This window comes from Mycobacterium sp. ACS1612 (assembly GCF_001667505.1).
Taxonomy (GTDB): Bacteria; Actinomycetota; Actinomycetes; order Mycobacteriales; family Mycobacteriaceae; genus Mycobacterium.
The window spans coordinates 44,207-64,442 of record NZ_LZHZ01000025.1; the positions used below are offsets into that span (position 1 = coordinate 44,207).

Genomic DNA, 20,236 nt, shown 5'->3' on the forward strand with positions numbered 1-20,236 from the left:
ACAGAAACACACAGCGGGCGAACTGTCTAGATGCTCTATCCGCCGAGGCTGCAACGGCGCACGGAAAGTTCGAGTAACAGCGTGCCGGAATGCCGTTTCGGCGCAAAAGGGGGAGGTGCGGGGGCCCCCCCGCCCCCGCGGGGCCCCCCGCAGGGGAGGGGGCTATTCGAAGTAACCGGTGTACTCGGGGCAGTAGATGTCCACCGCGGTGACCACGAACACCGCGGCCTGGTGGGTGCTCAGGTCCGTGTGGGCCAGGATCTCGCGGCCGACGTCGATGGGATCGGCGCCGTCGTCGAGCGCACTGCACACATCGTGGGCGTTGCCGATGGCCGCCTTCGGGGTGTCATACGAGATTCCCTCGGCACTGATCTCGGTCAGGAAGGTGTTGTCCGTCGAACTGACCGCGCCTGCGGTGCCCGCGGTGGCCACGGCGGCGAGTCCGAACGCGGCCGCGACGAGCGCGGTGCCTGCGAACAAAGTGAGGCGCTGCGTGGCGGACATGGGACTCCTCCGTGATGTCGTATCGGTCCGGTTGTCTCCGGTCTGACATCAGCGTCGGACAGCGCCCTTGGCGGATTCTTGACGAAATCTTGGCGGCCTGCGGTCCTACGATTCGGGCGGCGCGATCTCGAACGTGAACTCGTGAGCACAGATGCGCACCCGGTCTCCGTCGACGAGCGTGGCGGTGCCGCGGATGCGCTGATTGCCGACGTCCACACCGTTCGCCGAACGCAAGTCGGTGATCACGAAACTCGTGCCGGTGTCGATGATGACGGCGTGGTGGCGACTGACGTTGGCGTCGGCGAGCACGATGTCGTTGTCGGGCAGTCGGCCGATGCGGGTGGCGGCGGCCAGCAGCGGATAGACCCGCCCGTCCGCGGCCCGCAAACTGGCCTGCGCGCGCGACGCGTTGACCTCGGTGCGCAGTTTGATGTCGTGGACGGTGTGCGCGGCGGTGGTCTTGGCGGCCTTCTTCGCGTCGAGCGGTTCCTGACGCAGAATGCGTTCGTGCAGGGCCCGCACCGTCGGCCCGGGGTCGATGCCCAAATCATCGGCGAGCGTGGTCTTCAACCGCTGATACGCGTCGAGCGCCTCCGACTGCCGCTCAGCCAGATAGTAGGCGGTGATCAGTTGCGCCCACAGCGGCTCTCGGTACGGATGCTCGGCGGTCAGCGATTCCAGTTCACCGATGACGGCATAGCCACGGCCGCAGGCGATTTCGGCTTCCGCGCGGGCGGTGTGGGCGACCACCTTGTCTTCGGTCAGCGCGGTGGCGAACGCGTCGACGAACTGGAAGTCGCGCAGATCCTCCAGCACCGCTCCACGCCACTCTGCCAGCGCGGCCGTCAGATGCCGGCTGGCCTCCTCGAATCGTCCCGCGGCGGCGGCCTGCACGCCCGCGGTCTTCTCGATGACGAACCGGCCGATGTCACACGCACTGTCGGCCGCCGTCAACCGGTATCCCGGCGGCGCGTTCTCCAGCATCGAGCGCGCATCGCCGAGCAGCCTGCGCAGGTTCGAGATGTAGGAGTGCAGACTGGCCCGCGCCTCCGACGGCGGCCACTGCTCCCATGCCGCGGTGATCAGCGAGTCGATCGCGACCGGCCGGTTACGGTTCATCACCAGCATCGCCAGCACCGCGCGCTGTTTCGGGGTGCCCAACGCCACAGGTAGGCCGTCGATGGTGACCTGTAGCGGCCCCAGCACACCGAACCCGATCTTGTTGTCGGTCATTCGCAGTTCTTATCGCGAACTGCCGACGTTCGCCCTGACAAGGCCGGAAATTGGGGGCAATTCACATCCGGCGCGGCGGCGGGGCGAGCACCGCGGTGGGCACCGGCGCCCAACTGCCATCCGCCTCCACCCGGCCGAACGGCTGATCGCCGAAATGGAAGCCGAAGCCGAGCGTGTCTGGTGCGGTCAGTTCGGCGAGCAGTCGGCGCCGCGCGGTGACGACCTGGGTCTCATCCCATTCGGCGGCCGACATCCATTCGGGGTGCACGAACTGGGCGGTGATGTGGAAGGCGTCGCCGAACACGACAAGCCGTCGGCCCGCACGCGAAGTGATCACGTACGACGTGTGGCCAGGAGTGTGCCCCGGGGTGACGATGGCGCGCACTCCCGCGACGACCTCGTCGCCGTCGTTGATCCGCTCGATTCCGTCGCGATCGGCGAGCAACTGCGTGATGGTGCGCCGCGGCACTGCGGCACCCTCGTGGGGCGTACCACCGTCGTGCGGTGCCCACTCCTGGGCGGCCAGCACGTAGCGGGCGTTCGGAAAGGTCCGGTGGCCGCCCGTGTAGGCCCAGCCCGCATGGTCGAAATGCAGATGGGTGAGCGCCACCACGTCGATGTCCTCGGGTCGACGGCCGAGCGTGTCGAGCACGTCGAGCAATGAGCCGCAGTCGATGGTGCCGAACACGAAATCCGTTGTGCTGCTGCCCACTCCGGTGTCGATCAAAAGTGTGGTGTCACCGCGTTCGACCAGCAGCCCACCGGCGCTCATCACCAGCTCCTGCGTCGACCAGTGCTCGCTGGGGATGTCGGGAAAGAACTTGGCGGGCGGCATCTTGATCACTCCGTCCACCACGTAGGTGGCGACCACGTCGTCGAATGTCAGTCGTCGCACCGCCGCCGGATCGTCCAGCCGCCCGGCGGAGGTCATGCCGCGATGCTTCCGCCGCCGTCAGCCCGGATGATCTGGCCGGTGATGTAGCCGGCGTCCTCGTCGAGCAGCGCACAGATCGCGTGAGCGATCTCGCGTGGTGTGCCGACCCTGCCCAGCGGGATGCTGTTCAAGAGGCGGGCCTCGCGTTCCGATCCGACCGGGCTGCCCTTCCGGTACAACTCGGTTTCGGTGGGCCCCGGCGCGACGGCGTTGACCGTGATACCCGTCGCCGCGAGTTCCTTGGCCCAGATTCGGGTCGCCGTCTCCAACGCGGCCTTCGATGCGGCGTACGGGGTGCGCTCCGCGGTGCCGAGCGTGGTCAGGCTGCTGACGTTGACGATCCGGCCCCACCCGGCGGCCAGCATCCCCGGCAGCACCGCCTGCACGACCTGAACGGGGGCGCGCACATTCAGGTCGTAGGTGGTGAACAGGTCGTCGAGGTCGATCGAGCCGAGTCGGCCGAACCGCGCGACGCCGGCATTGTTGACCACACCGTCGACCGCGCCACTTTCCAAGATGCGGTCGAGCACCTCGGCGGTCGCGGCACGGTCGGCAAGGTCGGCCTCGTAGAACTCGCCGGGGAATTCGGCGGGCGCGGTGCGGGCGAGCCCGATCGGAGTGTGTCCTGCCGCTGCCAACCGGTCGGCGACGGCTCGCCCGATGCCTTTTGAAGCGCCGGTGATCAGTACTCGTCGTGATGACATGTGTCCTCCTGTTGCGTGATTGCTCATTACAACAACGCCCTGCCGGGACTAAATCACATACCAACGTCGATATAGAGGTATGGCGTTGAACGTATGCCGGGAGGTCCTATGTCGACTCTGTTGCAATTGAAGGCGTTTGTGGCGGTGGTCGATCAGGGTGGGTTCACCGCGGCCAGTCATGAATTGGGGCTGTCACAGCCCGCGGTCAGCCGGGCCGTCTCGACGCTCGAGAAGGAGTTGGACGTCGCGCTGCTGGTCCGTCGCCGCGACGGGATCACGCTGACCGAGGCCGGTTCCCTCGCGTTGGCGCACGCGCGTGAGGCGGTGCGGCACCTGATAGCGATGCGCACGGAAGTCGTTGCGCTGTCGGGCCAGATCACCGGGGCGCTGAGTTTGGCGAGCCTGCCGAGCGTCACCGGAACGCTTATCGCGCCGCAATTGCAGAGTTTCACTCAACGGCATCCTGCGGTCACCGTCCGCCTGCTGGAGGGCAGCGAGCAGGAGGTGCGCGACTGGCTGGACCAGGGGGCCGCGGAGGCTGGGGTGGTGTCGCTACCGATCAAGGGCCTGGCCGCGGCGGTCCTCGGTGATCAGGACATGGTCGCAGTGGTGCCTGCGGACAACCGACTGGCCGACTGGGCCGAGGTCAGCTATGCGGAGTTGGCCAAGGAGCCCTTCATCCGGTCCACCGGCGGGTGCACCGAGGTGTTCATGCCGGTGGCCCGGCGGATGGGCGTCGAGTTCGAGGTGGCGTTCGAGGCCCGCGAGATGTCGGCGGTGCTGGAGATCGTCCGCGCGGGGCTCGGAGTCAGCATCCTGCCCAGTGCCGGCATGCCCAAACTGCCGGACGGCGTGGTCGCGCGCCCGCTGACGCCCAAGACCCTGCGGCGGTTGGGTGTCGCGGTTTCCGCCAGCGCATCCGCACCCGCCCGCGCCTTCCTCGAGCAGATCGCCGCGCTGAACCTCCGCTGAGTGGTAGAACGTGTTCTAGTTCTGCCGCTTTCGAAGGGAGAGAGATGGGTCTGCGCGTCGTGCAGTGGGCGACCGGAGGCGTCGGCGTCGCCGCGATCAAAGGGGTCCTCGAGCATCCCGACCTCGAACTCGTCGGCTGCTGGGTGCACTCGGAACCCAAGGCGGGCAAGGATGTCGGCGACATCATCGGCACCGAACCGCTAGGCGTCACCGCCACCAACAGTGTCGACGAGATTCTGGCGCTGGATGCCGACGCCGTGGTGTACGCCCCGCTGCTGCCCAACCCCGACGAGGTGGCCGCGCTGCTGCGGTCAGGCAAGAACGTGGTAACCCCCGTCGGCTGGGTTTACCCCAGCGACCGGCAGGGTGCACCGCTGCTGGAGGCGGCGCTGGCAGGCAATGCGACCTTGCACGGTACCGGCATCGCGCCGGGGGGCATCAGCGAGAAGTTCCCGCTGATGTTCTCGAGCATGTCGACGGGCGTGACTTTCGTTCGCGCCGAAGAGTTTTCGGACCTGCGAAGCTACGAAGCGCCGGACGTGGTGCGCCATGTGATGGGCTTCGGTGAAGTGCCGGACAAGGCTTTGTCGGGGCCGATGCAGAAGTTGCTGGACGGCGGCTTCATTCAATCGGTCCGGATGTGCGTCGACAAGTTGGGCTTCAACGCCGACCCGAAGATCCGCTCCTCGCAGGAGATCGCGGTGGCCACCGCACCGATCGACTCGCCGATCGGCGTCATCGAACCGGGTCAGGTGGCGGGCCGGAAGTTCCACTGGGAGGCCCTAGTCGACGGTGAGCCCGTCGTCCGCGTCACCGTCAACTGGCTGATGGGTGAGGAAAACCTCGATCCGGCATGGACTTTTGGTCCCGAGGGCCAACGTTACGAAGTCGAGGTCCGTGGCAATCCGGATATCTCAGTCAGTATCAAGGGTTTTCAATCCGAGATCGGCGGCGAAGGGCCGGAGTACGGCGTCGTCGGGACGGCCGCACACTGCGTGAACTCGATTCCCGCGGTGTGCGCGGCCGAACCGGGCATCGCCACCTACCTCGACCTGCCACTGATCAGCGGTAAGGCGGCCCCGACGCTTCGCTAGCGGTCAAGCGGGTTGTGCCGGTTGACGATCAGCGGGTCGGACTTGGTGAACGGGAAGTCCGGCAGGTCCTCGATGTGGGTGTTGAACGTGGCGGCCAGCACCTCACGCGAGTACGCGCTGATCGACGTGCGGTAGCCGATGTCGGCGGGGAAGGGCTGATCGAAGAAGATCAGGAAGTGCCACTCCGGCGCATCGAACACCTCGATGTGATGTGGGTAGGCGCGGGGGATGAAGTAGACGTCGCCCTTGTTGAGGTGCCACGTGTCCAGCGTGCCATCAGGATCCATCACGGTCATGCGCGCCGAACCGCTTTCCACGTATCCCATTTCAGCAGTGACGGGGTGCCAATGCGGTTCGCGCATCCCGTCTTCGCGGATACGCAGCGAGTACATCGAAAGGTCTTTGAGGGCGGGCCAGAACTGCACGCGTGCGGTGCGCGCGGAGCCGACCGCGGCCTGCACCGGCGGCGTCATGGCTTCCACCGAGAACTTGTGCGGATCGTTGAAATGCGCGGTCGACGGCACCACCGGGTCGCCGGTCCTGCCAGCGATCGCTCGGTCGACGAGGTTACGGCGGATCGCCGCGAAGTCGGAGGCGTCTAGGTCATACGTGTTGCCCAGCACCGCATCTGTCATCGCGCCGAATGCGCCTGCGAGACCGAAATCCTGGGGGCGCTCGTGCCTGAAGGTGATGATGAACTCGGCGGGCTCGGTGCCGATGTTCTCGATGTGGTGCAGCGAGCCCGAGTCGACGTGGAACATCTCGCCCGCGCTGATGGTGAAGCTGGCGAACTGGCTCCCGCTGTCGAGCACGGTGACCAACGCGTCGCCCTTTACGCAGTAGGTGAGTTCGTTGGCGTTGGCGTGCCAGTGCGGGGTGCGCATGGCGCCGGGGTTGATCACCACGCGCTTGATCGACAAACCGTTGAGAATCGGGAAGTTGTCGGCGGTCAGGCGCTGAATCACGCCGAGATCCGACTCTTCGACGATCTCGCCGTTCAGCAGCGACGCGGCATGGATGCTGCGGTCAAGGGACAGCGTCATGAAGTTGCTCCTTTTGCTCGTGTGGCTAGAACCTTCGCCCACAAGCGCGCAGCGCAACATCGCCGCTGGCAACCAAAATGCGCTACCAGCTAGCCGGTAGTCTGCGGTCAGCGCGGCAGAATGCCGCCGTCAAGCGTGACCACCTTGCTCGTAAGGTATCCGTTGCGCAACATCGCGATAGCCATTTCGGCCACCTCCGAGGGCTGACCGGCCCTGCCGACGGGGATGGGTATCGGGGCGTCGGCCGTCTCCGGGTCGCCGGGGAACATGCCGGTGTCGCCGATCAACGCGGGCGCCAGTGCGTTGACGGTGACGCCGTCGGAGGCCACCCGCGGCGCCAGATGATGCATCAGGCCGTGCAGTCCGGCCTTGCTCGCCGCGTAGTGTGCGCCGACCACGCCGCCGTTGAGGCCCGCCACCGACGAGATGAACAGCACCCGCCCGAACCGGTTGGCGACCATCGCGGGCAACACCTGCTGTGCGAGCAAAAACGGTGCGGTCAGGTTGACCGCGAGCGTGCGGTTCCAGGAGTCGAGATCGATGTTCTGCCAACCCTTTACGTCGGCGGTGCCGGCGTTGGCGACCAGGATGTCGACGCAGCCGAACGCGGCTTTGGCCTGCTCGACGAGGTGGGCCGGCGCGGTGGGATCGGCGAGATCGGCCGATGTGACGACGGCGCGCCTGCCACGCCTGCGGGCATAGTCGGCGGCCGTCTCGGCGTCGTCGCCGTGGCGCCCGTAGGCCAGCACCAGATCGACGCCGTGGTCGGCGAGTCCGCGGGCGATGCTCTTGCCGATGCCGCCGGATGCGCCGGTCAGCAGCGCAACGCGGCCCGTCAACTCCGTCACGGTTTGACCAGGATTCGGATCGGGTTGCCGTCCTGGCGCTCCAGCATCTCGATGCCGTCCCTCACGTCTTCGAGTGAGACGATCTCGCTGATCCACCGGGACAGGTCGAGTCGGCCCAGCGAGACGAGTGTCGCCAAGGTCTCGATGTCGACGTTCTGATAGCCGAGGTGGCCGAGCACCTGCTTTTGGATGAGGCCGAACATGCTGGTCGACCCGATGCTGGGTGTCTCGGCGCTCATCCCGACGCCGACCAGACCTCCGCCGCCGGTGATCTCGGCGATATTGTCGCGCAGGTTCGGATCGGTGGCGCCCAGCGCGTCGGCAGTTCGGACACGTCGTGCACGGCCTGCCCGCGGCGACGTCGACCCCGCCGCCTCGTGACCCTGCGTCACGACCGGTCGCTGGGCGGGGAAGGTGCGGTTGATCAGGCTGAGGTCCGAATGGCAGATGCCGCAATACGCGACCTTGACAAGCACTTCGCCGGGGCCCGGCTCGGGTATCGGAACATCTTCTACCGCAACTGTTTTGGAATCGGCAAAGGATCGCTCGGCTCGCATGGTGTCGACCATTTCGTCACGCTACCATCGAAAGATGTGCCGGCTGTTCGGCCTTCATGCCGACAAGAGGGTGACCACCGCGACGTTCTGGCTGCTCGATGCGCCCGACAATCTCGTCCTGCAGAGCAGGCGCAACCCCGACGGCACCGGGCTTGGCGTCTTCGGCCCCGACGGCCAACCCGTGGTCGACAAGCAGCCGATCGCCGCGTGGCACGATCGGGCGTTCGCCACTGAGGCGCACGCGTTGACCGGGACGACCTTCATCGCGCATGTGCGCTACTCATCGAGCGCCGCTTTGGAAGTGCGCAACACACATCCGTTTCTGCAGGACGGCCGGATCTTCGCGCACAACGGGGTGGTCGAGGGTCTCGAAGTGATCGAGACACGGCTCGCCCAGTTGGGTGTCAGCGACCTGGTGCACGGCGAGACCGACTCGGAGCGGATCTTCGCGTTGATCACCGGGTGCGCCCGTCGTCGAGGCGACGTGGGCGCCGGGGTGGTCGAGGCGGTCGGTTGGCTGGCGGCAAACGTGCCGATCTACGCCGTCAACATCCTGCTGAGCACCGCGACCGACATGTGGGCGCTGCGCTATCCGGAGACCCACGAGTTGTACCTGCTCGACCGCCGCGACGTCGACCACAGGAAGCTGAGGATGCGCAGTCACCGCATCACCGCGCATTCCGAGGAACTGAGCGCCTCGGTGCTGTTCGCCAGCGAGCCGATGGACGGCGACGACTGGCAACCGCTGGCGCCGGGCGAGTTGGTGCACATCGACGCGGATCTGCGGATCGATCGTCGCATCGCGTTTCCCGATCCGCCCAAACACTTGTTGCGCCATGACGATCTGACCGGGCAGGCCGCGGCGTCCCAGCACCCGTCGGTGGCGTGAACCCGCGCGCCGAGATCGACGAAATGGCGAGATTTACTCGAACTTTCTTGCCCATATGTCCGGTTGGGCGCGTCAGGGGATCCGGTAGAACGGGTTCGGCAGCAGGAAGGTCCGCTCGGCGAATCCGCCGTCGAGGTCCGACGGCTGGTCACCGATGTTGGCGATGATCGTGAAGCCACGCTGCTCGATCTGCTGGCGCTGCGGCGCCTTGAAGTCAGCAGCCGAAACATAATGTGCGCCAGCAGGTTCCATAATCAGCTCGGCGTAGTCGGTGTATCCGACGGCGCGCAGATTGCGCTCGGTCGCCGTGCGCTGAGCCTCGTCGCGGCCGGTGATGAAGAAGACGGCGGCGCTGCGATCCCTGGCGGCCTGATAGACGTCCATCGTCGGCTGGATGATGGTCGACTGCGCCCGCTGGTCCCAGGCGACCAGACCGCACGGGCCTTGCGGTAACCGGTCACACGACCCGTCGAGTATTCGCCCGAAGTCGTTGGCTTTCAACGCTTCCCAATTTGACAACGCGGTCTCGTCGATGTCGAACACCACCGCGGGCCGGTTCACCCGCGGTGCTTCCTCGTTGATCCACTCGACGGCGGGAGCGGCGGCGATCTGCAGGTCGGTCAGATAGGCGCCGCTGTTGTAGTAGTCGACGACCGCGAACTTCAGATCGCCGATGTTGGGCGGCTGCACCGGCGGCGGGATGATGGGCGCGGGCGGTGCAGGGGGCTCGGCGACCGCGCCTGGCGCGAACGCGATCAGCGCGCCTGCAACCAGGGCAACGACGATGCGCATGTCTGGACCCTAGCGGCGGTTTGGCACACTCGCTGCCGTGGCAACGAAACGGGCTCTGGTGCTGGCAGGCGGGGGACTGGCAGGCATCGCATGGGAGACGGGCATCCTGCGCGGCATCGCCGACGAGTCGCAGGCAACAGCGGACGCCCTGCTGGCCGCCGACGTACTGGTGGGCACCTCGGCAGGCTCCGCGGTCGCGGCGCAACTGGGCAGTGGGCTCGGGCTCGATGCGCTGTTCGAGCGTCAGACCGCCGATTCGTCGGCCGAACTCAACCCGAACGTCGGGATCGAGGAGATCACCGAGCTGTTCCTGGCCGCGATGACGGCGTCGGACACCAGTAAGGCGGAGAAGCTCCAGAAAATCGGCGCGGTCGCGTTGCAGACGCGGACCGTGACAGAGGCGGTGCGTCGCGACGTGATCGCACAGCGGTTGCCGTCGCACCAATGGCCGGATCGGGTGCTGCGCATCTCCGCGGTCGACACCGGGACGGGTGAGGTCGTCACGTTCGACAAGGATTCCGGCGTGGAGCTGATCGACGCGGTCGCCGCCAGCTGCGCGGTGCCAGGCGTCTGGCCGCCGGTGACGATCGGCGGCCGCCGCTACATGGACGGCGGCGTTGGCAGCATCGTCAACATGGCGCTGGCCGACGACTGCGACGCCGCGGTGGTGCTGGTGCCGTCGGGCCGGGACACCCCGTCGCCGTTCAGCGCGGGCGCAGGCGAGGAGGTCGACGCGTTCGGCGGCACCACCCTCGGGGTATTCGCCGACGAGCAGTCGCTGGCCGCGTTCGGGCGCAATCCGCTGGACCCCGCCTGCCGGGTGGCGTCGGCGTTGGCGGGTCGCGAGCAGGGTCGCCGGATCGCGGCCGCAGTCGCTGACTTTCTCAGTTAGCTTTCCTGCGTGGGCTTTTCGAGTTCATCGAGCATGGTGGCGGCCAGTTCCCTGCCAATGTCGATGACTTCGGCGGCACGGTGGAACTCGAGGCTGCGGCACACTGTGCGCGGTACCTCGATCAGCAGATCGGGTGGATGGGCCGCGAGAGTGTGCCGCGCCAGCGCGGCCTGTGCGATGTCGATGGTGCGGTTCATCACCTCGAAGCTGCCGAGCCTCGGCACGGGTTCCTCTCTGGTTGTGTCGATCAGTTCTTCGACGCTGCCCGTTTCGTCGGCAGTGGTGCCGGTGCGGTCGAACAGGGCGGTGGTACTTCGCCACATTCGGCTCAACCATTCGGGGGTGGCTCTGGGTTCGGCGTCGGTCGGTTCGTAGCGTCCGCCTACCTCGTTGCCTGCGAGGCTGACCGCGATGGTGAGGTCGGCGCTGACGGCGGCGATCGGCGCCATCGGCAGCGGGTCGAGGATGCCGCCATCGGCGAGCAGGCGTCCGTCGAACACATGCGGTGTGATGACGCCGGGGATCGCGATCGAGGCCCGGATCGCCGCGTCGACCGGACCGCGTTGCAGCCAAACGGATTTCCCCGACAGCAGATCGGTCGACACCGCGGTGTAGGGAATGGGCAGATCCTCGATCGTCACCTCGCCGAGGATGTCGCGGACGGCGTCGAGGATCTTCTCCGCCCGCAGCACCCCGGCCGCGGTGATCGACGGATCGAGCAGTCGCAGGACGGCGCGTTGCGTCAAAGATCTGGCCCAGTCGGCGAATTCGTCGAGCTTGCCCGCCGCTTGTAGTCCGCCGACGAGCGCTCCCATCGACGATCCGGCGATCCCCACGATCTGGTAGCCGCGGTCACGCAGTTCGTCGATCACCCCGATGTGGGCGTACCCGCGGGCGCTGCCGCTGCCGAGGACAAGCGCCACACGCTTCGAACGCATACCGCTATTTTGCGCCGCGGCAACTACTCGCACTCGCCGTTGGCGGCGCCGGTGACCGCCATGATGACACCGGCCTGCTGTGCGGGAGTCAGCTTGGCCCACGGGGTGTTGAAGTTGCCCGGCCCGCTGAAGTCGGGCTGCTGCAGCATCTTCAGGTACGGCTCCACGAGCGTCTTCGGGTCCGCCTGCTGACCGTCCATCCACACCTTGGCCGCATGACAGGCCTGGCCGTACTGCGACTCCGTGGCGTCGGACGGGACGTCGACCCTGGTGGTGACCCCGCCGGGAGAGACGCCGATGGCGCCCGGTTCGGCAGGCTCCGCGGGCAGCGGCGGCGGCTCAGTGGTCGGCGTCGACGACGTCTGTGTCGGCGACGTCGCCGGTGGCTGCTCGTTGGACGAACAGCCGACGGCGAGGGCCGTCAGGGCAGTGAGTACCGCCACGCGTTGGGCATACCTGCGCATGCAGCCCAATCTAGGCAATGCGGTCGGCCCCGTTGCGGGGGCTGTGTCCGGTTAGCCGTTCGACCCGTCGCCGCCCTGGTTGCTGCCCTCGGATCCGCTGCCGGTGCCGCCCTTGCCGCCCTTGCCGTCGGCCGCGCCCAGACCGTCATGGCCGCCGGTGCCGCCCGCGCCGCCGTTACCGGTTCCGGTGGTCGCCGTGCCGTTGCCGCCGGTGCCACCGGTGCCCGCGTGATAACCGTTGGCCCAGCTGGTGTTTCCGCCCTTGCCGCCGTCGCCGCCGGTTCCGGTGCCGTTGTCTGCGGTGCCGTTGCCGCCGTGGCCGCCGTTACCGCCGTTCTGCATCAGGCCGCTCGGGCCACCCGAGCCGCCGCTGCCGCCGGTCGCCGTGCCGGTGCCGACGGTTGCGTCACCGCCTGATCCGCCGTTGGCCCCCTGGCCGTCGATGCCGCCGATGCCCGCGTCGCCGCCAGCGCCGCCGGTCGCGGTGCCGTTCGTGGCCTGCGCATCGCCGCCGCCACCGCCATTGCCTGAGGTGCCGTTGAAGATGTTGCTTCCGCCGTTGCCGCCGTTACCGCCGGTGGCGTTGCCGGTCCCCGTGGTCGCCGATCCGCCGAGACCACCGTCACCGCTGTCACCTTCGATGCCGAGACCGCCGCCGTTACCGCCGTTGCCACCGGTGGCGTCGCCGGTGGTGCTCGTCGCTGCACCGCCCGCGCCGCCGCCGCCTGCCCAGCCGAACAGGGCGCCGGTGTTTCCGCCGTCACCGCCCTGACCGCCGGTGGCATGCCCCGACTCGCTGGTGGCCTCACCGCCTGCGCCGCCGGTGCCGCCAGTGCCGGTCCACACGCTACTTCCGCCCGCGCCGCCCTGGCCGCCCTGCGCGGTCCCCGTGGTGCTGGTGGCCGTGCCGCCTGCCCCACCGTGACCGGCGTTGCCGAACACCAGGCCAGAGTTGGCGCCCTTGCCGCCGTCGCCTGCGACGACGTCGCCGGTTTCGCTAGTCATGCTGGCACCGGCGCCGCCTGATCCGCCGGTGCCGAAAAGTCCGACGCCGCCGCCGTTTCCGCCGCGTCCGTTGTTGACGCCCTCGACGCCGACACCGCCGTTACCGCCCTGGCCAAGAAGCAAACCGCCGCGGCCGCCGTCTTGACCAGGCGCTCCGTCGGCACCGCGGCCGATCAGCAGGCCGCCGTTCTCGCCGGGCTCCTCGCCATTGCTGATGTAGACCTTGACGGTCGCCTTCACCCACTTCTCGAATGGCGACTGGCCGGGCACCCACCCCTTCTTGGGCGCGGCCGACGGTGCGGCCGCGGTCTTCACCGGCTCTTCGGACGGCGACGCCGACGGTCCGATCACCGAGTTCACTCGCCGCGAGTTGTCACCGAGGAACGACTTCGCGACGTCGGGCAGCCCGAACGTCGGCAACGAGAAGTTCGGCGGGTCGAAGCGGAAGTTCTGCGGATCCAACCCGAGATTCTGTGGCGCGAACGCGAAGACCTGAGTCGCGAACGCGGTGCCGGGCGACAGCGTCGGCGTGACGCAGTCCGGCGTGATGACCGGGCCTGCCCCGCATGGCAGCGGGTCCGGCGCAGTGGTGTCGGTGTTGGCCGCCGGTGCAGCCGGAGGGGGCGCGACGGGCGCGGGGGCCGCGCCACCGCCGACGCCGAGAGCGCCGGAGCCCGGCGCCTCGATCGGCTGGGCCACCGCGAACAACGGATTCGGGGTGGGGTTGGGCTCGACGGCTGCCGCCAATCCGAGCGTCGGGGCGGTGTGATCCGACGAATCGGCTGACTGCTGCAGCAGGTTGAACGCACTGCCACCGGCTGCCGCGAGCACGCCTCCTGTCACGGCGGCGGCTGTCACCAGTGTCTTCTTGCCTGGCTTGGCATGCCTTGAGCGCTTGGCTCGCTGAACCATCCCCGGTGCCCCTTCCGCGTCATCCCCGGCGGCGCCGAGACCTTTACTGGCTAACCGACCCCTAGCGCCGAGCAACAATATAGTTAGCACAAAGAACCGCAGTTTGGGACAGTTATTCGGCCGTTTCCGATGGTTTTCCCAAAACCGGGAGACCGTTTCGCTGTGCAGTAGTCCTGGGCACCGCGCCGTGACAAGCAGCAAACACCACCGGGATCGCGAGGCGGGCCAGTGGGGGTGCTGGCGCGGTTTGCCGCTGGGCGGGCCATCGTGCCGGTGGTATCAGGCCGGCGGCGCCGTCCTTTTCTGATCTGCGGTCGGAGTCGGGGAAGCCCTGTGCCGCAGGCTCGCTCGCGCTTTTCGGCATCGTTTTACCCTCGTGTCGAAACCTGCCGAACAGAGGCATGCGCAATGGGTGTTGCCGCGAGGCCGCCCTGTCACCTGGCTTCACGTGGGCATTGCGTCGCCGTGGGCTAGCTGATTCGGGGCTTCGCAAATTGGACTGGATGTGATGTAAATCTCCGTCATGGCGCTTTCTGATATTGCAGTCAGGTTTCAGATTCGCGGTTATTGGAAGGCGAAATTGACGGCCTCGGCAAATAGCTGATGTTAGATATAGCAACGTCAACTGCCACCGCTGCATCGGCGCTCGGTAGCGGGTTTACCGGTGCTGACCGTGTCGTTTGCCGCGGGCGCGCCCAGTTCCGCTCATGCCGAGCGGAATGCGGCTCGCCTTCCAGACTTCGCTGACCAGGAGTCTTCTGATCTGTTCAGATCCGGCCGCGGCGGAGTCGTCCGGCTGGCCTTGGCGGCGTGCCACACTCGGTGACGTGACGAACCGGTTTGAGGAGTGTTGTCGGCGCTGACCGCCGACCATCCGATCCGATCCCGTCATTCCTGGAGCTCTACATGGTTTCCGCACAGCCTGCTGTGTTGCCGAGTGCCGTTCCCGCCGTCTCCTCGCCGACTCGGCTGCGGCTGCCCGACCTGCTGCAAACGACCGACCGATACGCCGACGATGTGCTCTCGGGCCGCTACGACCACCTGCTGCCTGCGGGCGGGCCGCCGGTCGACGACCGTTGGTACACGCGGTTGCATGGCGACGACGAACTCGACGTCTGGCTGATCAGCTGGGTGCCGGACCGCTCGACCGAACTGCACGACCACGGTGGCTCGCTCGGTGCGCTGACGGTGCTCTCGGGCGCGCTGAGGGAAACGCGGTGGGATGGCGACGAGTTGCGTCGCAGGCGGCTACGGGCCGGTGACCAGGCCGCCTTCCCGCTCGGTTGGGTGCACGACGTGGTGTGGACGCCGGAGCGGGATTTGTCGGCGCCGGTCACGCCGACGCTCAGCGTCCACGCATATTCACCGCCGCTGACGGCGATGTCCTACTACGAGGTGACTGAGCGAAATACACTGCGCCGCAAGCGCACTGAACTCACTGATGCGCCGGAGGGATGATGAGCCGTATCGACAAGGTCCTGGAAGACGCCCGCGCACGGCTACACAGGCTGCCTGCGGCCGAGGTGCCCGCGGCGCTCGAGCGGGGCGCCGTGCTCGTCGACATCCGCCCCGAGGCACAGAGGCGGCGCGAGGGCGACGTGCCCGCCGCATTGGTGATCGAGCGCAACGTGCTCGAGTGGCGATGTGACCCGACCAGCGACGCGCGGATTCCCGAGGCCGTCGGCGACGACGTCGAATGGGTGGTGCTGTGCTCGGAGGGCTACACCTCGAGCCTGGCCGCCGCCGCACTGCACGATCTGGGGCTGCGCCGGTCCACCGACGTCATCGGGGGGTACCACGCATTGAAGGCGGAAGGTGTTATCAGGTCCGCGCACGTGAGGAGTGAATAGGCTCAGGCGTTTTCGTCGTTCGTCAGCAGCGGGCGAAGTTTTTCTGTCTTTTCCGGTGTCCACCCCGGCGGCTGCAGAATCGCGGCCCACGCGTTGGCGACGTCCTTGACGTAGACGTGGCCGTGGCCGGCGGGTACATCGCCGGCCACCGCCATATCGGCGGACACCTGAAGGAACGTCACGATCGGAATCCACTCCATCCGAGAGGACAGGTCGTAGCCGCGCGGTTCCTTCAACCAATCCGGTTTGGCGAACATCAGATCGACGTTCCACCAGGCGATCGGATCGGAGGCGTGCTGCAGGTACACCACCCGCGGCCGGCCCCACGGATCGGCGGGTCTGCCCAGATTGTCGGCGCGCGCGGCGAAGCGCACGTTCTCACCCTTGTCGTAGATCGGCAGCCACATCGGCGACCCGGGGTCGCGGTGACGGGTGAGGTCTTCCCAGATCGTGTTGTTGAAGGTGGGTCCCGAGAACAGCGCGCCGTCGGTGCGGGCGACGAGGTTGTTGAGTGCCAGGAACGGCGCCTCGCCGCCGAACGAGCCGAGGCTCTCGCCGAATACGACGAGTTTCGGGCGCTTGCCCTCGGGCAGTTCCTTGACCAATGCGTCGACGGCTTCGAAAAGTGCCTGGCCGGCCTGCCGCGCGTTCTCCTTGTCGACCAGGAAGGACAGCCAACTCGGCAGGAACGAGTACTGCATCGACACGATCGCGGTGTTGCCGTTGTACATGTACTCCAACGCAGCGGCTTCCGCCTCGTTGATCCACCCGGTGCCCGTGGTGGTGGCGACGGCGACGACCGCGCGGTCCAGGCCGCCTTCACGCCGCAGTTCCTGCGCGGCCAGCTTCGCGGTCGCCTGGATGCCGTCGGCGGAATGCAGTCCGGCGTAGGCGCGAATCGGTTCGATCGCGGGCGCGCCGTTGAACTTGGTCAGCTCGTCGACCGTCGGGCCTGCGGACACGAACACCCGGCCCTGATGGCCGAGCGATTCCCAACTGGCCAACGACCCCGGCCCGCCGGACCGCAGCCGCGACGTCGGCGCCGGGAAATCCGGATCGGTTTCATCGTTGACGGCCGAGAACGTCTTGTTGATGGTGCTCATCGCGACGCGCGCCACCACGCCGTTGAGTAGTGCGATCGTCAACGCCAGCAACAATCCGACCACGACTATGGCCGAAACCCGCGGCGGCATAAAGCGATCCATCTTGCTGACCAGGAAGCGCACCAATCTGCCTATCAGCTGGCCGATTTCGACCAGCAGGAACAGCACGACGATCGACAAGACGGCGGTCAGCGGATAATCCCAGAAGCCGAGACGCGGTACGCCGTTGAGGTCGCGCACGTCGTCCTGCCAACCGTGAAACCAGATGATCATCAGGATCTGGCCGATGACACCGGCGATCACAAGCCCTATCCATGCCCAGCGCGGTGCGGGCGGGCTGGTGTCCTTCGATCGCATGTACCGAACCAGCCACACGCCGAATACGCCGAGGCCGTAGCCGATCGCACCGGCAGCGCCGCTGACGATGCCTTGGAACAGCGGCCCGCGAGGCAGCAGCGACGGCGTCAACGACAGCCAGATGAACGCCAGCCCAACGGTCGTGCCGGTGTAGGTGTAGTGCCGCACCCACCACGGCTTCCTGGCCCGCTTCTCCTCGGGAGGAGCTTGTTCGGTCGCCTCCGCCGTGTCGGTCACGGACCGAAATTTACCGGTGCGTGAAGTTCGGGGGGCGCTTCTCGGTGAACGCGTTCATGCCCTCGGTCTGGTCGTCGGTGGCAAACGCCGAGTGGAACACCCTGCGCTCGAAGAGCAATCCCTCCGCGAGGCTGGTCTCGAAGGCTCGGTTGACGGCTTCCTTGGCCATGCGTGACGCCGAGAGTGACATGCCCGCAATGGTCTTGGCGACCGCGTTGGCTTCCTCGAGCAGCTTGTCGGCGGGCACCACGCGCGACACCAGGCCGGCGCGCTCGGCCTCCTCGGCGTCCATGTTGCGTCCGGTCAGAATCAGGTCCATCGCCTTGGCTTTGCCGATCGCGCGGGTGAGCCGCTGTGAACCGCCCATGCCGGGCAGCACGCCGAGTTTGATCTCGGGTTGGCCGAATTTCGCAGTGTCCGCTGCGATCAGCAGGTCGCACATCATCGCGAGTTCGCAACCGCCGCCCAGCGCGTAACCCGCCACCGCGGCGATGGTCGGGGTGCGGGTCGCGGCGAACTTGTCCCAGGCAGCGAAGAGGTCGGACGAGAACACGTCGGCGAAACTCAGCCCGGCCATCTCCTTGATGTCCGCGCCCGCGGCGAACGCCTTCTCGCCGGACCCGGTGACGATGATCGCGCCAATGCCTTCGTCGCTGTCGAATTCCGCTGCAGCGGCGACGACTTCGCGCATCACCTGACTATTGAGCGCGTTGAGCGCCTTCGGCCGGTTCAACGTGATGGTGCCGACGCGGTCGTCGCGGCTGACCAAGATAGTCTCGTAGTTCGTCATGTGAACTCCAGTTCGCGGTCGGCCGGCGCGAAATAGGCCTCGACGTCGGCAGTGGTGACGGCCGCCAATGACGCAGGCGACCACTTCGGGTTGCGGTCCTTGTCGATGACCTGTGCCCGGATACCCTCTACTAGATCATGTGAGCGCGCCGCGCCGCACGACGTCCGATATTCCTGGCGCAACACATCTTCGAGCGTGTCGAGCTTGGCGGCGCGGCGGATGGCCTGCAGCGCCACAGACACCGAGATGGGGGAGCGGCTGGCGATCAGGTCGGCGGCGGCAGCGCCGGCGTCGTGGCTGCGCAGCGTCGCGATGATGTCTTCGGGGGTGTCGCCGGCGTAGCACTGGTCGATCCAGTCCCGCTGTGCCAGTAGCTGACTCGGCGGCGGCTCCTGGGCATAGGCGTTGAGCGCCGCGTCGACGCCGTCGGCGACAATCGCGTCCTTGAACGCGGGCAGCTTGTCGTGCGGCACGAAATGGTCGGCGAAGCCGAGCGCGATCGCGTCGGCGCCGTCGAAGTTGGCGCCCGTCAGCGCGGCGTGCAGACCGAGCAGCCCGGGTGCGCGCGACAGGATCAACGTGCCACCCACGTCGGGGATCAGACCGATGCCCACTTCGGGCATGGCCATCTTGGTGGTGTCGGTGACGACACGGACGCTGCCGTGCGCGCTGATTCCGACGCCGCCGCCCATCACGATGCCGTCCATCAGCGCGACATAGGGCTTGCGGTAGCGGCCGATCTTCGCGTTGAGCTGGTACTCGTCGTACCAGAACCGCCGCGCCTCGGCGCCGTCGCCGCGCACGCTGTGGTAGATCGCCACGACGTCGCCGCCCGCGCACAGCCCGCGTTCACCGGCGCCGGACACTACGACCGCGCGAACGGCGTGGTGGTGCTCCCACTCGGTGAGCACTTGCGACATGGTGAGGGCCATCGCATGGGTCAGCGAGTTGATCACCCTGGGGCGGTTGAGGGTGATCAGGCCGACCCCGTTCTCGACAGTTACTAGGACATCCTCGTTTTCCGCCACGCTTACGCAATCTAGATCCTCACCCGCTGCGCGCCAGCGCCGGGTAGGGTTTCCTGTGAACTAGCTGGGAGGTTTTTTCGGGAACCGGCAGCAGGTAGTCGATCGTTGAGAGTTTGTTCGCCAACTTGTCGAACCACAGCACAGGAGAGGAACCGACGGTGCGGGAGACCAGCAACCCGGTATTTCGATCCCTGCCCAAGACGCAGGGCGGTTACGCGCAATTCGGTACCGGAGCCGCCGGCTACGGTGCGCAGGCGGTACATGCCGATCCATACGCAGGCGCCTATCCGGAGCAGCGACAGGCGGGCGTTGCTCGGCCGCTGACCATCGATGACGTCGTCACCAAGACCGGCATCACGCTCGCCGTGCTGACGGCAGTGGCGGTGGTGTCGTACTTCGTTGTCGACCAGAACCTGTCGCTCGCGGCGCCGTTCGCCTTCGTCGGCGCGATCGGTGGCCTCGTGCTCGTGCTGATCGCGATGTTCGGGCGCAAGCAGGACAACCCGGCGATCGTTCTGAGCTACGCCGCGCTCGAGGGGCTGTTCCTTGGCTCGATCTCGTATCTGATGGCCAATTTCGCGGTCCAGGGCATCAGCGCCGGAGCGTTGATCAGCCAGGCTGTCGTCGGCACCTTCGGCGTGTTCTTCGGCATGCTCGTCGTGTACAAGACCGGCGCTATTCGGGTGACGCCCAAGTTCACCCGCTGGATTGTGGGCGCGCTGTTCGGCGCGGTCGCGCTGATGCTTGTCAACCTGGTCGTCGGACTGTTCACCCACGGCGCAGGCCCGCTGCGCGACGGCGGCCCGCTGGCGATCGTGTTCTCGCTCGTGATGATCGGCATCGCGGCGTTCAGCTTCCTGATCGACTTCGACCAGGCCGACCAGGCGATCCGCGCCGGCGCGCCGGAAAAGGCGGCGTGGGGCATCGCGCTCGGCCTGACCGTGACGCTGGTCTGGCTGTACCTGGAGATCCTGCGGCTGTTGTCCTACTTCAACAGCAGCAACTAGCTACCCAACGAGAGAAGGGGCGTCCACGAATGTGGGCGCCCTTTTTCATTGATTCCGTGCACAGGGCGCGAATTGTGCACAGT

Annotated in this window: 21 protein-coding genes; 7 read left to right on the top strand and 14 right to left on the bottom strand. The window is 67.1% G+C overall.

Features of this window, described 5'->3' with window-relative positions; genetic code table 11:
- Positions 1 to 162: 162 nt before the first annotated feature.
- The 4 genes from A5724_RS10190 to A5724_RS10205 all read right to left on the bottom strand — a co-directional run bounded on the left by A5724_RS10190 (position 163) and on the right by A5724_RS10205 (position 3,375).
- The gene (locus A5724_RS10190) at positions 163 to 504 is read right to left on the bottom strand and encodes a DUF732 domain-containing protein (RefSeq protein ID WP_067800225.1); all 342 of its coding nucleotides are present in this window, start codon (positions 502 to 504) and stop codon (positions 163 to 165) included.
- 105 nt (positions 505 to 609) lie between these two features.
- Positions 610 to 1,737 (bottom strand): BTAD domain-containing putative transcriptional regulator, encoded by a 1,128-nt coding sequence (locus tag A5724_RS10195; RefSeq protein WP_067800228.1) that lies wholly within the window; start codon positions 1,735 to 1,737, stop codon positions 610 to 612.
- Between the two features lie 61 nt (positions 1,738 to 1,798).
- Positions 1,799 to 2,668, bottom strand: coding sequence for an MBL fold metallo-hydrolase (locus A5724_RS10200; RefSeq protein ID WP_067800231.1), 870 nt, complete (start codon positions 2,666 to 2,668; stop codon positions 1,799 to 1,801).
- A complete protein-coding gene (locus tag A5724_RS10205) occupies positions 2,665 to 3,375 on the bottom strand; it encodes an SDR family oxidoreductase (RefSeq protein ID WP_067800234.1) in 711 nt (236 codons plus the stop codon). Before A5724_RS10205 ends, A5724_RS10200 begins: the two co-directional genes overlap by 4 nt.
- Before the next feature lie 108 nt (positions 3,376 to 3,483).
- Between A5724_RS10205 and A5724_RS10210 the strand changes: the two genes are divergently transcribed.
- The gene (locus tag A5724_RS10210; protein ID WP_067800237.1) at positions 3,484 to 4,347 is read left to right on the top strand and encodes a LysR family transcriptional regulator; all 864 of its coding nucleotides are present in this window, start codon (positions 3,484 to 3,486) and stop codon (positions 4,345 to 4,347) included.
- Between the two features lie 44 nt (positions 4,348 to 4,391).
- Positions 4,392 to 5,441 (top strand): dihydrodipicolinate reductase, encoded by a 1,050-nt coding sequence (locus A5724_RS10215; RefSeq protein ID WP_067800241.1) that lies wholly within the window; start codon positions 4,392 to 4,394, stop codon positions 5,439 to 5,441.
- Here the strand turns inward: A5724_RS10215 and A5724_RS10220 are convergent.
- The 3 genes from A5724_RS10220 to A5724_RS10230 form a co-directional block, all read right to left on the bottom strand.
- Complete coding sequence (locus A5724_RS10220; protein ID WP_067800245.1) at positions 5,438 to 6,484, bottom strand: cupin domain-containing protein; 1,047 nt, start codon at positions 6,482 to 6,484, stop codon at positions 5,438 to 5,440. The two genes, A5724_RS10215 and A5724_RS10220, sit on opposite strands and share 4 nt — an antisense overlap.
- 107 nt (positions 6,485 to 6,591) lie before the next feature.
- Complete coding sequence (locus A5724_RS10225; protein ID WP_067800249.1) at positions 6,592 to 7,332, bottom strand: SDR family NAD(P)-dependent oxidoreductase; 741 nt, start codon at positions 7,330 to 7,332, stop codon at positions 6,592 to 6,594.
- Positions 7,329 to 7,901: an alcohol dehydrogenase catalytic domain-containing protein gene (locus A5724_RS10230; protein ID WP_156752219.1), complete on the bottom strand. Its 573-nt coding sequence runs from the start codon at positions 7,899 to 7,901 to the stop codon at positions 7,329 to 7,331. The genes A5724_RS10225 and A5724_RS10230 overlap by 4 nt, the downstream gene beginning before the upstream one ends.
- Positions 7,902 to 7,923: 22 nt before the next feature.
- Between A5724_RS10230 and A5724_RS10235 the strand changes: the two genes are divergently transcribed.
- The gene (locus tag A5724_RS10235; RefSeq protein ID WP_067800473.1) at positions 7,924 to 8,778 is read left to right on the top strand and encodes a class II glutamine amidotransferase; all 855 of its coding nucleotides are present in this window, start codon (positions 7,924 to 7,926) and stop codon (positions 8,776 to 8,778) included.
- Between the two features lie 72 nt (positions 8,779 to 8,850).
- On the opposite strand, the gene A5724_RS10240 is transcribed toward A5724_RS10235, so the two are convergent.
- Positions 8,851 to 9,570 carry an HAD family acid phosphatase gene (locus A5724_RS10240; RefSeq protein WP_067800251.1) on the bottom strand — a complete coding sequence of 240 codons (720 nt, stop codon included), beginning with the start codon at positions 9,568 to 9,570 and terminating at the stop codon, positions 8,851 to 8,853.
- A 37-nt stretch (positions 9,571 to 9,607) separates the two neighbouring features.
- On the opposite strand from A5724_RS10240, the gene A5724_RS10245 reads away from it, so the two are divergent.
- Positions 9,608 to 10,462, top strand: a complete 855-nt coding sequence (locus tag A5724_RS10245) for a patatin-like phospholipase family protein (protein WP_067800254.1) — start codon at positions 9,608 to 9,610, stop codon at positions 10,460 to 10,462.
- Here the strand turns inward: A5724_RS10245 and A5724_RS10250 are convergent.
- From A5724_RS10250 to A5724_RS33680, 3 genes are read right to left on the bottom strand one after another with little or no spacing between them, the layout of a single operon-like run.
- Positions 10,459 to 11,400, bottom strand: a complete 942-nt coding sequence (locus A5724_RS10250) for a patatin-like phospholipase family protein (RefSeq protein WP_197518608.1) — start codon at positions 11,398 to 11,400, stop codon at positions 10,459 to 10,461. The two genes, A5724_RS10245 and A5724_RS10250, sit on opposite strands and share 4 nt — an antisense overlap.
- A 23-nt stretch (positions 11,401 to 11,423) precedes the next feature.
- Positions 11,424 to 11,864 (bottom strand): lipoprotein LpqV, encoded by a 441-nt coding sequence (locus A5724_RS10255; protein WP_067800261.1) that lies wholly within the window; start codon positions 11,862 to 11,864, stop codon positions 11,424 to 11,426.
- Between the two features lie 51 nt (positions 11,865 to 11,915).
- Positions 11,916 to 13,727 (bottom strand): hypothetical protein, encoded by a 1,812-nt coding sequence (locus A5724_RS33680; RefSeq protein WP_156752220.1) that lies wholly within the window; start codon positions 13,725 to 13,727, stop codon positions 11,916 to 11,918.
- Between the two features lie 960 nt (positions 13,728 to 14,687).
- Between A5724_RS33680 and A5724_RS10265 the strand changes: the two genes are divergently transcribed.
- Together A5724_RS10265 and A5724_RS10270 are read left to right on the top strand one after the other, a co-directional pair.
- The gene (locus A5724_RS10265) at positions 14,688 to 15,239 is read left to right on the top strand and encodes a cysteine dioxygenase family protein (RefSeq protein ID WP_067800267.1); all 552 of its coding nucleotides are present in this window, start codon (positions 14,688 to 14,690) and stop codon (positions 15,237 to 15,239) included.
- Complete coding sequence (locus tag A5724_RS10270; protein ID WP_067800270.1) at positions 15,239 to 15,631, top strand: rhodanese-like domain-containing protein; 393 nt, start codon at positions 15,239 to 15,241, stop codon at positions 15,629 to 15,631. The genes A5724_RS10265 and A5724_RS10270 overlap by 1 nt, the downstream gene beginning before the upstream one ends.
- 2 nt (positions 15,632 to 15,633) lie before the next feature.
- Here the strand turns inward: A5724_RS10270 and A5724_RS10275 are convergent, their stop codons facing one another.
- Genes A5724_RS10275 through A5724_RS10285 form a run of 3 tightly spaced genes read right to left on the bottom strand, consistent with a single transcriptional unit; the run spans position 15,634 to position 19,146 of the window.
- A complete protein-coding gene (locus A5724_RS10275) occupies positions 15,634 to 17,328 on the bottom strand; it encodes an alpha/beta-hydrolase family protein (protein WP_067800274.1) in 1,695 nt (564 codons plus the stop codon).
- Between the two features lie 10 nt (positions 17,329 to 17,338).
- On the bottom strand, positions 17,339 to 18,118 hold the full coding sequence (locus A5724_RS10280; protein ID WP_067800278.1) for an enoyl-CoA hydratase: 780 nt from the start codon (positions 18,116 to 18,118) through the stop codon (positions 17,339 to 17,341).
- A complete protein-coding gene (locus tag A5724_RS10285; protein WP_067800282.1) occupies positions 18,115 to 19,146 on the bottom strand; it encodes an enoyl-CoA hydratase/isomerase family protein in 1,032 nt (343 codons plus the stop codon). Before A5724_RS10285 ends, A5724_RS10280 begins: the two co-directional genes overlap by 4 nt.
- 158 nt (positions 19,147 to 19,304) lie before the next feature.
- On the opposite strand from A5724_RS10285, the gene A5724_RS10290 reads away from it, so the two are divergent.
- Positions 19,305 to 20,153 carry a Bax inhibitor-1/YccA family protein gene (locus tag A5724_RS10290; protein WP_067800475.1) on the top strand — a complete coding sequence of 283 codons (849 nt, stop codon included), beginning with the start codon at positions 19,305 to 19,307 and terminating at the stop codon, positions 20,151 to 20,153.
- Positions 20,154 to 20,236: the final 83 nt, after the last annotated feature.